This is a genomic window from Streptomyces sp. CB02366 (assembly GCF_001905905.1).
In the GTDB taxonomy this organism is placed as follows: Bacteria; Actinomycetota; Actinomycetes; order Streptomycetales; family Streptomycetaceae; genus Streptomyces.
In genome coordinates this window covers 255,052-269,092 of the sequence record NZ_LIVT01000002.1, presented here as the reverse complement: position 1 = coordinate 269,092, position 14,041 = coordinate 255,052, and the positions used below count along the sequence as shown (strand labels likewise).

Below are 14,041 nucleotides of genomic sequence, written 5' to 3'. Positions count from 1 at the left end.
CCGGGGCCCCGCCGGTCCCGGGCTCCCGCCGTCCGGCGTGCTGCCCCGGCCCGGCGCGCGTCCTGCGGCTCAGTCGTCCGCGACGGCGTACGCCTCCACCGACCAGAGCGAGTAGCCGTACCGCGTCGCCCGGCTCTCGCCCCGCACCCGGATGTACCGGGTGTCCTTCTCGTCCATCCGGACCGCTTCGCGCCCGCCCCCGCCCTCCGCCACGGTCGCCGCGGTGCGCCAGGTACGGCCGTCGGCGGAGACCTGGACGCGGTAGCGCGCCGCGTACGCGTCCTGCCAGCCCAGCACCACCTGGCCCAGGCGCACCGGCTCCGGCAGCTCCGCCTGCCACCACGCGCCGTCCTCCACCGGCGAGGACCACCGGGTCTCCGGGTCGCCGTCGGCGGCCGCCGACGCGGGGAAGTCCGGGGTCTCGTCGCCGGACGAGGACGCCTTGGCGGTACGCACCAGATCCGGGCCGCCCGTACGGGGGAAGGCCCGCACGGTCAGCGTGGACCGCTGCCCGCCGAAGGCCAGCGGCACCTCGTACTCGCCCACCGGGGTGTCCGCCGGGACGGTGATGTCCACGGGCACCTCCGTACGGGAGCCGCGCGGCACGGTCGTCTGCTTCGGAACCCGCACCTCGATGCCCTTCGGCGCCTTCGCGGTGAGTTTGCCCTTGACCTCGGCCGGGCGCCGGCCGGCCAGCCGCGCCGCCACCCGCTGGGGGCCGCCGCCGATCTCCGCATCCGTCTCGCCGTGCTTCAGGTCGAGAGTGGCGGCCGGTTCGTCCCCGAACCACGGCACCAGGGCGCGCACCCGCGGGGTGTCCGGGACGACGGCGGGGGCGGCGGGCAGGTCCGGGCTCAGGTACGGAGGCCGGGCGGCGCGGGGGGCCCGGGGCGCCGACACCCGTACGGCGTCCGCCCGCAACCCCTTCGCGGCGGTCTGGGTGAAGCCGCTGGGCGAGAGCTTCCCGAGGGTCCGCCACCCCTCGCCGGGCACCCGGGCCTCCACGACGGCGTCCGCCAGGGAGGCCCCGGGCTCGGCGAGCGCCGTGACGGCCTCCACCGGGCGGGGGGCGTCCAGCAGGACCGTATGGCTGTGGGCGTCCTCGACGACCCGGCCCGAGGCGCGGTCGGCGCCGTTCCACCCGGCGGCCGCCTTCGCCACCCGGTCCAGGAACGGGTCCAGCACGCCCTTGCCGACCGTGGCCCGGGCCGCCTCGATCTCCTCGCGCAGCGGTTCCAGGGCCAGCTGGAGGCGCCAGGCGGCGGCCCCGTCCCCGGCGGCCTGCGCCTGGAGGAGGTCGACGGCCAGCTCGCCCGCCCGGCCGTAACGGGCCAACTGCTCCGTCCAGGGGCGCACCTCGTCGGCGAGCCGGCCCTCGGCGGGGGCCTTCAGCCGACCCGGGGCCCCTCGCATCACGGAGAACGCCGCACGCAGGTCCGCCGCCGCCCGGTCGCGGCGGGAGGCGGCGGCGCGGGAGCCCCAGAACGCGTCGAACAGGGGCCGGAGGTAGGCGGACTCCTGCGCGCCGAGCACCGAGCCCGCGCTGTTCCCGGCCAGGGCCAGCAGCGCGTCCCGGGCGGCGGCGTCCCCGCCCGCCAGGTCGTCGACGGCCGCCCGCCAGGAAGCGTCGGGGTCGTACGCCCTCGGGTTCCAGGCGAAGTCGGCGGCCGTGAACAGAGGGATCCGGGAGGCGGCCGCCTGCTCCATCGCGTTGGCCAGCAGCGCCGCCGAACCGCTCGCCACCGCCGGTTCCCGGCCGGTGTACGGGCCGAGGAAGACGCGGTCCTGGGCGTAGTCGTTGACCGGGTAGTTGTCCATCGTCACCAGCGGGTGGCGGAACGCGGCGCGGGCCCCGGCCAGCTCGCTCCCGGTGATCTTCTCGGGCACCACCCCGACCCCGGTCCAGGCCACCTGGACCCGGTCGTCCAGCTCGGCCGCCAGCGCGGTGCGGTAGTCCGTGGTCCCGTCCTGGTAGAACTCCGTCGGCAGCACCGACAGCGGGGCCGCCCCCGGGTACCGCTCCTCCAGATGCCGGGAGAGGGCCCCCGCGACCCGGGCCTGCGCGCGGGCGGCGGCCTTCGGGCCGTCGCCGAAGGTCTCCGCGTCCCGGTCGCAGTGCCACTCGCTGTAGCTGACGTCCTGGAACTGGAGCTGGAAGACCCGGACGCCCAGCGCCCACATCGCGTCGATCTTCTCCGTCAGGGCCCCCATGTCCCGGTCGGAGGCCATGCACATCGCCTGACCGGGGGAGACGGCCCAGCCCAGCGTGACGTGCTCGGCGCGCGCCCGCTCCGCCAGCGCCCGGAAACCGGCCCGCTCGCGGGCCGGGTAGGGCTCGCGCCAGCGCGCCAGCCGGTAGGGGTCGTCGCCCGCCGCGTAGAGGTAGCGGTTCTGCTTGGTGCGCCCCATGAAGGAGATCTGGTCGAGCCGCTCCTCACGCGTCCACGGCTGCCCGTAGAAGCCCTCGGCCATGCCGCGTACGGCGGTTCCCGGCCAGTCCCGGACCGTCACGCCCGCCACCGCGCCCCCGGAGACCAGTTGACGCAGGGTCTGGACGGCGTGGAAGAGGCCGTCCGCGCCGTGCCCGTCCAGTGCCACGGTGGCCCGCCCGGCGATCTCGCCGACCGCGATCCGGTAGCCGCCGGAGGGCAGGTCGCCCCGGTCGGGGGCGCGCAGCGCCCGCAACGCCGCACCGGCCCCCGCGCCGCCGAGCCGGACGACGGGGCCGCCGCCCGGCAGGCTCTCGTGCAGGGTCCGCGCCCCCGCCCCGCGCAGCAGCGTGCGGGCCTGCTCCACGGCGTACGGGTCGGCGTCGGGTGCGGCGACGAGGGTGGCCTCGGAGCCCAGCCTCACGGCGGGTCCGGTGGTCCTCATGCTCTGCGGGCGGGGCCACACGGCCGGCGGCGGGGCGTGGTCGGCGCGGCCGGCCCCGTCGGCGGAGGACCTGGCCGGCTCCGCCGGGGCGGCGGGCGCCGCCGTCGCGGCCGGGGCGATCGAGACGGAACCGAGGAGGCCGCCGATCACGGCGGCGGCGACAGCCGTCGCCTGCCTTCTGCGCCCGAACCGCACGTCGCGCTCCCCTTCGTACGTATCCACTGCCGGTCGACGTTCGTAGGTGCCCCCGCCGATCGACGCCGGGAGGGCTCCGAGCCCACCACCCGGGCGCGAGGGTGTCAATGAGCATGGCCGTTCTGCGTTTTTTGCCGGGAATGGCGGTGACTTCGGGTCTCCCGGGGCGGAAGAGGCGGGCGGGACTGGCTGAAAACGGCCCATACCTGCCGTCCAGGGGAACGGAATGTGACCTGGAGCACGTTGGGCTCGTTGGTCGTAACGCCTACATCACGTCCACGTCTGCCACGGCGTGGCTTGGGTAGGGCTTGCTGTGTCCTGTTCTCCATGGCCAGGAGGCCACCATGCCCGCCGCCGCGCAGCTCCTGCTCTCCGCCCTCTCCAAACAGGTACCCGCCCCGTCCGATCCCGCCCCGCTGACCAGTGAACTCCCCCTGTCCGACGTCCGGCACCTGATCAGCGGCCCGCCGCTCGCCGACGTCTCCCTCCTGCTCGGCGCACCCTCGTTCTCCGATTCCGCGCCCCTGACCAGCGAGCCCCCGCTCGCCGACGCCACCCCTCTCACGAGCGAGCCTCCGCTCGCCGCCGTCGCCCCTCTGACCAGCGAGCCGACCGCACCCGGCACCGCAGGGGGCTTGGAGTTCCCAGGAGTCTGAATGGGCTTGTCCCGGCTCGCCGCACTGCACGGTGTCGCCACCTCCTACTCCCCGTCGCCGGATGTCACGGTGTCCGTCCCCGACGACACGGTCATCGCCGTGCTCGCCGCGCTGGGCGTCGACGCCGGCACTCCGGAGGACGTACGGAGGAGCCTCGCCGCCGCGGAGTCCGACCCGCGCCTGCTGCCGCCGACCCTGGTGGCGTGGGCCGGCGAGCCCCTGCCGGCCGCTCTGGCCGGCCTGCCCCCCGGCTCGACCGTCACGGTCGAGCCGGAGGCGGTCGGCCCCCCGGGGCGCCCCCCGGCTCGTCGGCCCGCCCCGCTGAACATGCGCTCCCGGGTGGCGGCCCCCGCCCCGGCTGCCTCCACGACGCCCCCGGCACCGGCGGCGCCGGACCCCTCCACCACGCCCCCGGCCCCCGCCGCGGCGGCGCGAGCCCATCCCGTGGCGCCCCCGCCGGACGGGCCGGACGCTCCCGCGCCCGCGGCAGAGAGAGCGGCGGCGAATGGCTCCGCACCGGCGGGAGGCGCCACCCCCGCCTGGTGGATCCCGCCGCCGTACGGCGTCCACCGCATCCACGTCCGTACGCCGGACCACCGCCGGGGCTCCGCCACCCTCATCGCCGCGCCCGCCCGCGTCCCCCAGCCGGCCGAGCGCACCCACGGCTTTCTCGTCCAGCTCTACTCCCTGCTCTCCGCCCGCTCCTGGGGTATGGGCGACCTCGGCGACCTGGCGGACCTCGCCGCCTGGGCGGGGCGCACCCTGGGCTGCGGGTTCATCCAGGTCAACCCCTTGCACGCGGCCGTTCCGGGCCGCCCCACCGACCCCTCCCCGTACCGCCCCTCCTCCCGCCGCTTCCCCGACCCGGTGCACCTGCGCGTCGAGTCGATCCCGGAGTACGGGCACGTCCGCGACCGGGCCACCCTGGACGACCTCCGGCAGGACGCCGCCGCCCTCGGCGAAGCCGTGCTGAACAAGGGCGCGCTGATCGACCGGGATGCCGTCTGGGAGCTGAAACGCCAGGCCCTGGAGCTGGTCGTCCAGGTGCCCCTGAGCCCCGGCCGCCGGGCCGACTACTGCGACTTTTTGGCCGAGCAGGGGCAGGCGCTGGAGGACCACGCCCTGTGGTGCGCCCTCGCGGAGGTGCACGGCCCCGACTGGCGCACATGGCCCGAGGAGCTGCGCGACCCCCGGTCCCCGGGCGCCGCCCGGGCCCGGACCGGCCTGCTGGACCGGGTCGACTTCCACTGCCGCCTCGCCTGGCTGACCGCCGGCCAGCTCGCCGACGCCCAACGGGCCGCCGAGGACGCCGGAATGGACGTCGGCGTCATCCACGACCTGGCCGTCGGCGTGCACCCGTCCGGCGCCGACACCTGGGCCCAGCAGGACGCCTTCGCCCGCGGCATGTCCGTGGGCGCACCGCCCGACGCCTTCAACGCGCGCGGCCAGGACTGGGGGCTGCCGCCCTGGCGGCCCGACACCCTCGCCGCCACCGGCTACGCCGCCTACCGGGGCCTGCTCCGCGCGCAGCTCGCCCACGCCGGGGCCCTGCGCATCGACCACGTCATGGGCCTCTTCCGGCTCTGGTGGGTGCCCGAAGGCCGCCCGCCCACGGACGGCGCCTATGTCGCGTACGACGCCGAGGCGATGCTCGCCGTCCTCGTCCTGGAGGCCCACCGGGCCGGCGCCGCCGTCGTCGGGGAAGACCTGGGCACCGTCGAGCCAGGGGTCCGCGAGGCCCTGGCCCGGCGCGGGGTGCTCGGCACCTCGGTGCTCTGGTTCGAGCGGGACTGGGAGGGCGACGGGCGGCCGATCGCGCCGGAGAAGTGGCGTCGCGCCTGCCTGGCCACCGCGACCACCCACGATCTGCCCTCCACCGCCGCCCGGCTGACCGGCGACCACGTGACGCTGCGCCACCGCCTCGGCCTGCTCACCCGCTCCCTGGAGGAGGAGCTGACCGAGGACGTCACCGACACCGCCGAGTGGCTGGGCCTCCTCGCCCGGCTGCGGATGCTCCCCGAGGGCGACGGGGACGAGGAGGCCGCCGTCCGGGCCGTCCACCGCTTCCTGCTGCGCACCCCCGCGCTGATGACCGGCGTCTGGCTCCCCGACACCGTGGGCGACCGCCGCCCGCAGAACCTGCCCGGCACCTGGGACCAGTACCCGAACTGGCGGCTCCCGATCGCGGACGCCGAGGGGCGCCCGGCCACCCTGGAGGAGATCACCGCCTCCCCCCGGCTGCACGCGCTGATGGAGGTCATGGGGCCCCGAAAGCCTCATACGGCACCCCCGGGCGAGCGTCGCCCCTAGGCGTTCGCTACGTTGGCACCGTGGACAAGAAGAACGCTATGCGCGCCGGCGTCGTTGCGGCCGGGACGACGCTGATGATGCTGCTCATGTCGAACCCGGCGCTCGCGCTCACGCCCGACGACGGTGACGACCCGGCTCCGCGCCTGAGCGTGATGGAGACCCTCGGTCTCTACGTGGTCGCGCCCATCGGCCTGTTCGTGGTGATCACGGCCCTGGTCATGGTCCTGGACAAGTCCAAGAAGCAGGTCTGACCCGCACCGGCACGACATGCCCGTAGGGTGCGCCGCCGGTGGGGACCACCGGCGGCGCACCCGCGCGTGCGGCCCCACGCGCACGCCCCGGAGGTCCGCGCCCGGTCCGCGCACGCCCCCGCGAGGCGGGGGCCGGTAGGTTGCCGCCCATGACCGAGTGGGACGTCAAGAAGCTCCGCATCCTGCGCACCCTGCGCGACCGGGGCACGGTGACGGCCACCGCCGAAGCGCTGCTGATGACCCCCTCCGCCGTCTCCCAGCAGCTCACCAACCTGGCCAGACAGCTCGGCGTGGACCTCCTGGAAGCGCAGGGCCGCCGGGTCCGCCTCACCGACGCCGCCCACCTCGTCCTGCGCCACGCCGAAGCGGTCTTCGCCCAGCTGGAGCGGGCGGACGCCGAGCTGACCGGCTATCTGCGCGGCGAGGCGGGCGAGGTCAGGGTCGCCGCGTTCTCCACCGCCGTGCCCGCCCTCCTCGTTCCCGCCGTCCGGCTGCTGCGCGCCCAAGGCCGCCCGGGGCCCGACGTCCGCGTCCGGGAGGCCGAGGCCGCCCAGGCGTACGACCTGCTCACGGCGGGCGAGGTGGACGTGGCGCTGTCGCTGGCGGCCCACGCGCCGACCGCCCGCGACCCCCGCTTCAGCCTCTTCCCCCTGCTCGCGGACCCGCTGGACGTGGCGCTCCCCGTCGGCCACCCGCTGGCCGGCGCGCCCGCGCTGCGCCTGGCGGACCTGGCCGCCGACCGCTGGATCTTCGGCGGTTCGGGCCCCTGGTCCGAGATCACCACCGCTGCCTGCGAGGCGGCGGGCTTCGTCCCCGAGCAGGCCCACAGCGCCGCCGGGTGGACCGCGATCCTCGCCCTCGTCGAGGCCGGCATGGGGGTCGCGCTGGTGCCCCGGATGGCCGCCCGCGAGCGCCGCGAGGACGTCGTGATGCGGGTGCTGGAGGCGGACCGGCCGCGCCGCCACGTGGTCGCGGCCGTACGCCACGGGGCGGAGAGCGGTCCCGCCGTGGCCCGCGTCCTCACGGCGCTCACCGAGACCGCCCGATCGTTCAGCTGAACTGAACAGTACGTGCGGAAACTTTCGATGGACCCGATGAGTCACAGGACGTCAGGGTAGGGCCATGACCTTCGACGCGAGCGAGACCGCCTACCAGGAACCCGACGCCGACCCCCACGCCAACGACGCCGCGCCCTACGGCGGCGGCGACCCCTACGCCGACTACCGGGAGGCCGGTGACCTCCCCTTCACCGACCTGGTCGACCTCGCGGACCGCCGCCTCGGGGCGGGCGTGATCGCCGCCAACGACGAGTTCTTCGCCGAGCGCGAGAACCTGCTGATCCGCGAACGGGCCGTCTTCGACCCCGAGCGCTTCGGACACAAGGGCAAGGTCATGGACGGCTGGGAGACCCGCCGCCGTCGCGGCGCGGACGCGGGCCACCCCTTCCCGGCCCCCGAGGACCACGACTGGGCCATCGTCCGCCTCGGCGCCCCCGGCATCGTCCGCGGTCTGATCGTGGACACCGCCCATTTCCGCGGCAACTACCCGCAGCGCGTATCGGTGCAGGCCACCTCCGTCGAAGGCGCCCCGAGCCCCGAGCAACTGCTCGCCGACGACGTGAAGTGGGAGGAGATCCTGCCCCCCACGCCCGTGCGCGGTCACGCCGCCAACGCCTTCGAGATCACCGGCGGCCGCCGCTACACCCACCTGCGCCTCTGCCAGCACCCCGACGGCGGCATCGCCCGCCTCCGCGTGCACGGCGAGGTCGTCCCGGACCCGGCCTGGCTCGCCGTGCTCGGCACCGTCGACCTGGTCTCGGTCCTCAACGGAGGCCGTTACGAGGACGCTTCCGACCGCTTCTACTCCTCGCCCACCCAGATCATCCTGCCGGGCACCTCCCGCAAGATGGACGACGGCTGGGAGAACCGCCGCCGCCGGGTCCGCGACACCAACGACTGGGTCCGCTTCCGCCTCGCCGCCCAGGGCGCGGTCCGCGCGGTCGAGATCGACACCGCCTACCTCAAGGGCAATTCCGCCGGCTGGATCGCTCTCCACGGCCGCAACGGCGACACCGGCGAGTGGTTCGAGATCATCCCGCGCACCCGCCTCCAGCCCGACACCCTCCACCGCTTCGTGCTGCGCGCCCAGGCCGTCGTCACCCACGTCCGCCTCGACGCCTTCCCCGACGGCGGCGTGGCCCGGATGCGGCTGCACGGCTCGCTCACCGAGTCCGGCGCGGCCGAGCTGGCCCGCCGCTACGAGGAGTCCGGCGCGTAGACCCCGTACCGCCCTCGGGTCAGCCCCGACGGTCCCCGACTCCGCCCGGCGGACGGCTGCGCGGAAGCCGCCCGTCCGCCGGGCGGCTTCCAACCGGCCCGCCGGCGGACCCGCGCACAGAGGCGCCGCGACCGGGACGGCGGCGGTGCCGGGCATCCGAGCCCGGTCGGCCGACCGGACGGGAGAGGGCGGAGCCGAAGGGCCGCGGACCGTCCACTAGTCTGCGGACCCTCGGACCCGCTACCACGCCCCGGGAGGCACCGGATGGCAGGGATTCTGCTGTGCACCGGCCTGGACCCCGATGACCCGGACGCCGAGACGGTCGTCGTGGTCGTCGCGGAGGCGCCGGACCACCACGAGCGCGCCGCGGCCCGCCTGGCGACGTGCGGCTACGAGGGCGATGGGTGCTTCTACCTGGTGCAGACGGACGGCTGGGCCGAACGACGGCTGGACGGCGACCTGCTGACCGTGGACATCGTCGCCCACCCCGCGCTGCTCAGGGGGCTGGAGGTGGACCGGGCGAAGTTCACCGCCCGCTCCTCGTACGCCCCCCATGTGCTGCGACTGTTGCGGGTGGAGGCCCGGGTCGACCCCGCCGCGTACGCGCGGGCCCCGGAGGAGACCCTGCTCCTCACGGTGCCGGCCGGCGCCTCCGCCGAGGAAGCCGTGGCGCTGGTCCGCTCCGGGGAGGAATGGCCGCTCGTCCTGGCTCCGCCGGGCGGCTGATCCCGTCCTCGCCCGGCCCCGGCCCCCGCACCACGCGAGGGGCGCCCCCTCCGCCGATGCGGAGAGGGCGCCCCGGGGCCGTACGGACCGCTACGCGGTTGCCGCCGCAGCGTCCGCCGCCTGGGCCTTCAGCGCGCGCTCCACACCGGAGCGCGACTCCGACACCAGCCGGCGCAGGGCCGCGCTCGGCTCCGCCGAGGCCAGCCAGGCGTCCGTGGCGTCCAGCGTCTCCTGCGAGACCTGGAGGGCCGGGTAGAGGCCCACCGCGATCTGCTGGGCCATCTCGTGGCTGCGCGAGTCCCAGACGTCCTTCACCGCGGCGAAGAACTTCTCCGTGTACGGGGCCAGCAGCTCGCGCTGGTCCGTCTGGACGAAGCCGCCGATGACCGCTTCCTGGAGCGAGTTCGGCAGCTTGTCGGACTCCACGACCGAGGCCCACGCCTCCGCCTTGGCCTCCTCCGACGGCTGCGCCGCCCGCGCGGAGGCCGCGTGGCGTTCGCCCGCCGCCGTCCTGTCCCGCTCGTACTCGGCGGCGATCTCCTCCTCGTCCAGCAGCCCGGCCGCCGCCAGCCGCTGCACGAACGCCCACCGCAGCTCGGTGTCGACGGTCAGGCCCTCGATCGACTCGGTGCCGTCCAGCAGCGACTGGAGCAGGTCCAGCTGCTGCGGGTTGCGGGCGGTGGCCGCGAAGGCGCGGGCCCAGGCGAGCTGGTGGTCGCTGCCCGGCTCCGAGGCGCGCAGGTGCGCCAGCGTGGCGTCGGTCCACTGGTTGAGCGCGCCCTCACGGGTCTCCGGGGCCGCGTACAGGTCGAGCGCCGTCTTCACCTGGCGGTGCAGCGACTGCACCACGCCGATGTCCGACTCCTTGCCGATGCCGGAGAGCACCAGGGAGAGGTAGTCGCGGGTCGCCAGCTCGCCGTCGCGCGTCATGTCCCAGGCCGAGGCCCAGCACAGGGCGCGCGGCAGCGACTCGGTGAAGTCGCCCAGGTGCTCGGTGACGACCCGCAGCGACTCCTCGTCGAGGCGGACCTTCGCGTACGAGAGGTCGTCGTCGTTGAGCAGGAGGACGGCCGGGCGGGCCCGGCCCACCAGGGCCGGCACGTCGGTGCGCTCGCCGTCGACGTCCAGCTCGATCCGGTCGGTGCGCACGAGCTTGCCGTCCGCGCCGAGGTCGTAGGCCCCGATGGCGATGCGGTGCGGGCGCAGCGTCGGCTCGCCCTTCGCCCCGGCGGGCAGCGCGGGGGCTTCCTGGAGCACGGTGAAGGAGGTGATCCGCCCCTCCGCGTCGGTCTCGATCTCCGGGCGCAGGACGTTGATGCCGGCCGTCTCCAGCCACGCCTTCGACCAGGTCCTCAGGTCGCGGCCGGAGGTCTTCTCCAGCGCGCCCAGCAGGTCGGACAGGCGGGTGTTGCCGAAGGCGTGCGCCTTGAAGTAGGCCTGCACGCCCTGGAAGAAGGCGTCCTTGCCGACGTACGCCACGAGCTGCTTGAGCACCGAGGCGCCCTTGGCGTACGTGATCCCGTCGAAGTTGACGAGGACGTCGTCCAGGTCGCTGATGTCCGCCATGATCGGGTGCGTGGAGGGCAGCTGGTCCTGCCGGTACGCCCAGGTCTTCATGGAGTTGGCGAACGTGGTCCACGAGTGCGGCCACTTCGAGCCCGCCGCGTCGGCCTGGCAGGCGATCGAGGTGTAGGTGGCGAACGACTCGTTCAGCCAGAGGTCGTTCCACCACTCCATCGTCACGAGGTCGCCGAACCACATGTGGGCCAGCTCGTGCAGGATCGTCTCGGCCCGCACCTCGTACGCCGCGTCCGTCACCTTGGAGCGGAAGACGTACTGGTCGCGGATGGTGACCGCGCCCGCGTTCTCCATCGCACCCGCGTTGAACTCCGGGACGAAGAGCTGGTCGTACTTGGCGAACGGGTACGCGTAGTCGAACTTCTCCTGGAACCACTCGAAGCCCTGCCGGGTCACGGCGAAGATCTCGTCCGCGTCCAGGTACTCCGCGAGGGAGGGGCGGCAGTAGACGCCGAGCGGGACGCTCTGGCCGTCCTTCTCGTAGCTGCTGTGCACCGCGTGGTACGGGCCGGCGATGAGAGCCGTGATGTACGTGGAGATGCGCGGCGTCGGCTCGAACGACCAGACGTCGCCCTCGGGCTTGGGCGTCGGCGAGTTCGAGATGACGGTCCAGCCGGAGGGGGCCTTCACGGTGAACCGGAAGGTCGCCTTCAGGTCCGGCTGCTCGAACGAGGCGAACACCCGGCGGGCGTCCGGGACCTCGAACTGGGTGTACAGGTAGGCCTGCTCGTCGACCGGGTCGACGAAGCGGTGCAGCCCCTCGCCGGTGTTGGTGTACGCGCAGTCCGCGACGACCTTCAGCTCGTTGGCGCCCTCGCGCAGGCCGGGCAGCGCGATCCGGGAGTCGCGGAAGGCGGCGGCCGCGTCGAGGGCCTCGCCGTTCAGCACGACGTCGTGGACGGCCGGGGCGACCAGGTCGATGAAGGACTCCGCACCCGCCTCGGCGCAGTCGAAGCGCACGGTGGTCACGGACCGGTAGGTGCCGCCCTCCTGTGCTCCGGAGAGGTCGAGATCGATCTCGTACGCGTCCACGGTCAGCAGGCGCGCCCGCTCCTGTGCCTCTTCGCGGGTCAGATTCGTGCCAGGCACGCGGTCATCTCCTAGGTGTGCGACTTGATAAGCGGCGTTTCCGGCCATCCTTCCACGTACCGCACCCTCAGCGCGATGTCCGTTTTCCGCCGGACGCGGACGGCCTCGGCAGGCACGCTCAGACCATGACCGGACACCAGCCCCGCCCCATCGGCCCCGCCGCCCTCGCCGAGCTCCGCGCCACCGACGACGCGGGCCGCCCCTGCCGCCTCTACACGGCGTCCGAAGGCGGCCACCCCCTGCGCTGCTGTCTGCGGGGCAACGAGCCGGGGGAGCGCATCGCCCTGGTCTCCTACGCCCCGCTGCGCCGCTGGGCCGCCGCGACCGGGGCGAGTCCGGGGGCGTACGACGAGCAGGGCCCCGTCTTCATCCACGCCGAGCCGTGCGCGGGCCCCGACGCGCGGCGCCCCGGGTACCCCTTCGCCCGGGCGGGCGCGCTGCGCACGGTCCGCCGCTACGACGCGCGCGGCCACATCGTCGGCGGCCGGCTCCTGGAGCTCCCGGCCGACCCGGAGAAGGGCTTCGACGCGGCCCTGGACGAGGCTTTCGCGGACCCGGAGGTGGTGCTGGCGCACGTGCGGGCCGTGGAGTACGGGTGCTTCCACTTCGAGGTGCGGCGGTGAGCGGCCTCCCGCAGGACTCCACGGCCCCGTGCGAGCAGGTCGGGGGCGGGAGCCCACCGCAGCGGGCGCCGCAACGCGTCGGTGCGGCTCCCCGGCCACGTGAGTCCGGGCCGGCCAGGGCCCCTCGCCGCGACCCCGTCCTCCGGCCGACGCCCGAGGGGCGGCCGCCGGTACCCTCCGGCAGCCGCCCCTCCGGCGTACGTATACGGCTGCGGTCAGCCCTTCAGCTCGGCCGCCACCAGCTCCGCGATCTGCACGGCGTTCAGCGCGGCGCCCTTGCGGAGGTTGTCGTTGGAGACGAACAGGGCGAGGCCGTGGTCCACCGTCTCGTCGACCCGGATGCGGCCGACGTAACTGGCGTCCTTCCCGGCGGCCTGGAGCGGCGTCGGGATCTCGGAGAGCTCGACGCCCTCGGCGTCCTTCAGCAGCTCGTAGGCGCGCTCCACGCCGATCGGGCGGGCGAAGCGGGCGTTGATCTGGAGCGAGTGGCCGGAGAAGACCGGAACCCGGACGCAGGTGCCCGAGACCTTCAGCCCGGGGATCTCCAGGATCTTGCGGGACTCGTTGCGGAGCTTCTGCTCTTCGTCCGTCTCGAACGACCCGTCGTCCACGATCGAACCGGCCAGCGGCAGCACGTTGAAGGCGATCGGACGCTTGTAGACCTCGGGCTCGGGGAAGTCCACCGCCTCGCCGTCGTGGACCAGCTTCTCCGCGTCGGCGACGACCTTGGCCGCCTGGCCGTGCAGCTCGGCGACCCCGGCGAGCCCGGAGCCGGAGACGGCCTGGTAGGTGGCGACGGTCAGCGCTTCGAGACCGGCCTCCTCGTGCAGCGGGCGCAGCACGGGCATCGCGGCCATCGTGGTGCAGTTCGGGTTGGCGATGATGCCCTTGGGACGGACCTTGGCCGCGTGCGGGTTGACCTCGGAGACGACGAGGGGGACGTCGGGGTCCTTGCGCCAGGCGGAGGAGTTGTCGATCACCACGGCGCCCTGGGACGCGACCTTCTCGGCCAGCGCCTTCGAGGTCGCGCCCCCGGCGGAGAACAGCACGATGTCCAGGCCCGTGTAGTCGGCCGCGGAGGCGTCCTCGACGGTGACGGGGGAACCCCGGAAGTCGATCGTGGAACCCGCGGACCGGGCGGAGGCGAACAGCCGCAGCTCGTCGACCGGGAAGTCCCGGTCGGCCAGGATCCTGAGCATGACTGTGCCGACCTGACCGGTGGCGCCGACGATTCCGACCTTCACGAGGACTCCTCTGTTCTGCACGGATGTTCTGCGCGGAGGGCGGCTGCCCGGCCCGTGCCGCGGTGCGGCCCGGCCGCGGACGGCCACCCGGCCGTGCTGCTGTACGGCCCGTTCACCGCACCATGATGCGTATGTCCTGCCCCGCCTTGTCCAATCCATTGTCCGACCTGCGGACTCTTCGCGCGAGGACCGCACATTCCGCGTCCGCCGCGCGTGCG

10 protein-coding genes are annotated in these 14,041 nt (G+C 74.6%); 7 read left to right on the top strand and 3 right to left on the bottom strand.

The window, feature by feature from the left end; all coding sequences use genetic code 11:
• Nucleotides 1-69: 69 nt before the first annotated feature.
• The gene (locus tag AMK24_RS06860; RefSeq protein WP_073766102.1) at nucleotides 70-3,069 is read right to left on the bottom strand and encodes a beta-N-acetylglucosaminidase domain-containing protein; all 3,000 of its coding nucleotides are present in this window, start codon (nucleotides 3,067-3,069) and stop codon (nucleotides 70-72) included.
• A gap of 344 nt (nucleotides 3,070-3,413) precedes the next feature.
• Between AMK24_RS06860 and AMK24_RS06855 the strand changes: the two genes are divergently transcribed.
• The 6 genes from AMK24_RS06855 to AMK24_RS06830 all read left to right on the top strand — a co-directional run bounded on the left by AMK24_RS06855 (nucleotide 3,414) and on the right by AMK24_RS06830 (nucleotide 9,289).
• The gene (locus AMK24_RS06855; protein ID WP_073766100.1) at nucleotides 3,414-3,725 is read left to right on the top strand and encodes a hypothetical protein; all 312 of its coding nucleotides are present in this window, start codon (nucleotides 3,414-3,416) and stop codon (nucleotides 3,723-3,725) included.
• Nucleotides 3,726-6,035 (top strand): 4-alpha-glucanotransferase, encoded by a 2,310-nt coding sequence (malQ, locus tag AMK24_RS06850; RefSeq protein WP_073766099.1) that lies wholly within the window; start codon nucleotides 3,726-3,728, stop codon nucleotides 6,033-6,035. It abuts the gene before it with no gap.
• A 20-nt stretch (nucleotides 6,036-6,055) separates the two neighbouring features.
• A complete protein-coding gene (locus AMK24_RS06845) occupies nucleotides 6,056-6,286 on the top strand; it encodes a hypothetical protein (protein ID WP_073766098.1) in 231 nt (76 codons plus the stop codon).
• A gap of 149 nt (nucleotides 6,287-6,435) precedes the next feature.
• Complete coding sequence (locus AMK24_RS06840) at nucleotides 6,436-7,344, top strand: LysR family transcriptional regulator (protein WP_073766097.1); 909 nt, start codon at nucleotides 6,436-6,438, stop codon at nucleotides 7,342-7,344.
• Nucleotides 7,345-7,408: 64 nt separating this feature from the next.
• Nucleotides 7,409-8,563: an allantoicase gene (alc, locus tag AMK24_RS06835; RefSeq protein WP_073766096.1), complete on the top strand. Its 1,155-nt coding sequence runs from the start codon at nucleotides 7,409-7,411 to the stop codon at nucleotides 8,561-8,563.
• Between the two features lie 264 nt (nucleotides 8,564-8,827).
• The gene (locus tag AMK24_RS06830; protein WP_073766095.1) at nucleotides 8,828-9,289 is read left to right on the top strand and encodes a hypothetical protein; all 462 of its coding nucleotides are present in this window, start codon (nucleotides 8,828-8,830) and stop codon (nucleotides 9,287-9,289) included.
• Between the two features lie 90 nt (nucleotides 9,290-9,379).
• Here AMK24_RS06830 and pepN read toward each other — a convergent pair whose 3' ends face one another.
• Nucleotides 9,380-11,956 (bottom strand): aminopeptidase N, encoded by a 2,577-nt coding sequence (gene pepN, locus AMK24_RS06825; RefSeq protein WP_073766093.1) that lies wholly within the window; start codon nucleotides 11,954-11,956, stop codon nucleotides 9,380-9,382.
• Nucleotides 11,957-12,081: 125 nt separating this feature from the next.
• Here pepN and AMK24_RS06820 point away from each other — a divergent pair, with 125 nt between their 5' ends.
• Nucleotides 12,082-12,579: a DUF1203 domain-containing protein gene (locus AMK24_RS06820; protein ID WP_073766091.1), complete on the top strand. Its 498-nt coding sequence runs from the start codon at nucleotides 12,082-12,084 to the stop codon at nucleotides 12,577-12,579.
• A 215-nt stretch (nucleotides 12,580-12,794) separates the two neighbouring features.
• On the opposite strand, the gene AMK24_RS06815 is transcribed toward AMK24_RS06820, so the two are convergent.
• A complete protein-coding gene (locus AMK24_RS06815) occupies nucleotides 12,795-13,823 on the bottom strand; it encodes an aspartate-semialdehyde dehydrogenase (RefSeq protein WP_073766089.1) in 1,029 nt (342 codons plus the stop codon).
• Nucleotides 13,824-14,041: the final 218 nt, after the last annotated feature.

Coding starts and splice junctions, on each gene's coding strand:
- AMK24_RS06855 (WP_073766100.1), top strand. CDS start 3,414: ATGCCCGCCGCCGCGCAGCTCCTGCTCTCCGCCCTCTCCAAACAGGTA.
- malQ (WP_073766099.1), top strand. CDS start 3,726: ATGGGCTTGTCCCGGCTCGCCGCACTGCACGGTGTCGCCACCTCCTAC.
- AMK24_RS06840 (WP_073766097.1), top strand. CDS start 6,436: ATGACCGAGTGGGACGTCAAGAAGCTCCGCATCCTGCGCACCCTGCGC.
- alc (WP_073766096.1), top strand. CDS start 7,409: ATGACCTTCGACGCGAGCGAGACCGCCTACCAGGAACCCGACGCCGAC.
- AMK24_RS06830 (WP_073766095.1), top strand. CDS start 8,828: ATGGCAGGGATTCTGCTGTGCACCGGCCTGGACCCCGATGACCCGGAC.
- AMK24_RS06820 (WP_073766091.1), top strand. CDS start 12,082: ATGACCGGACACCAGCCCCGCCCCATCGGCCCCGCCGCCCTCGCCGAG.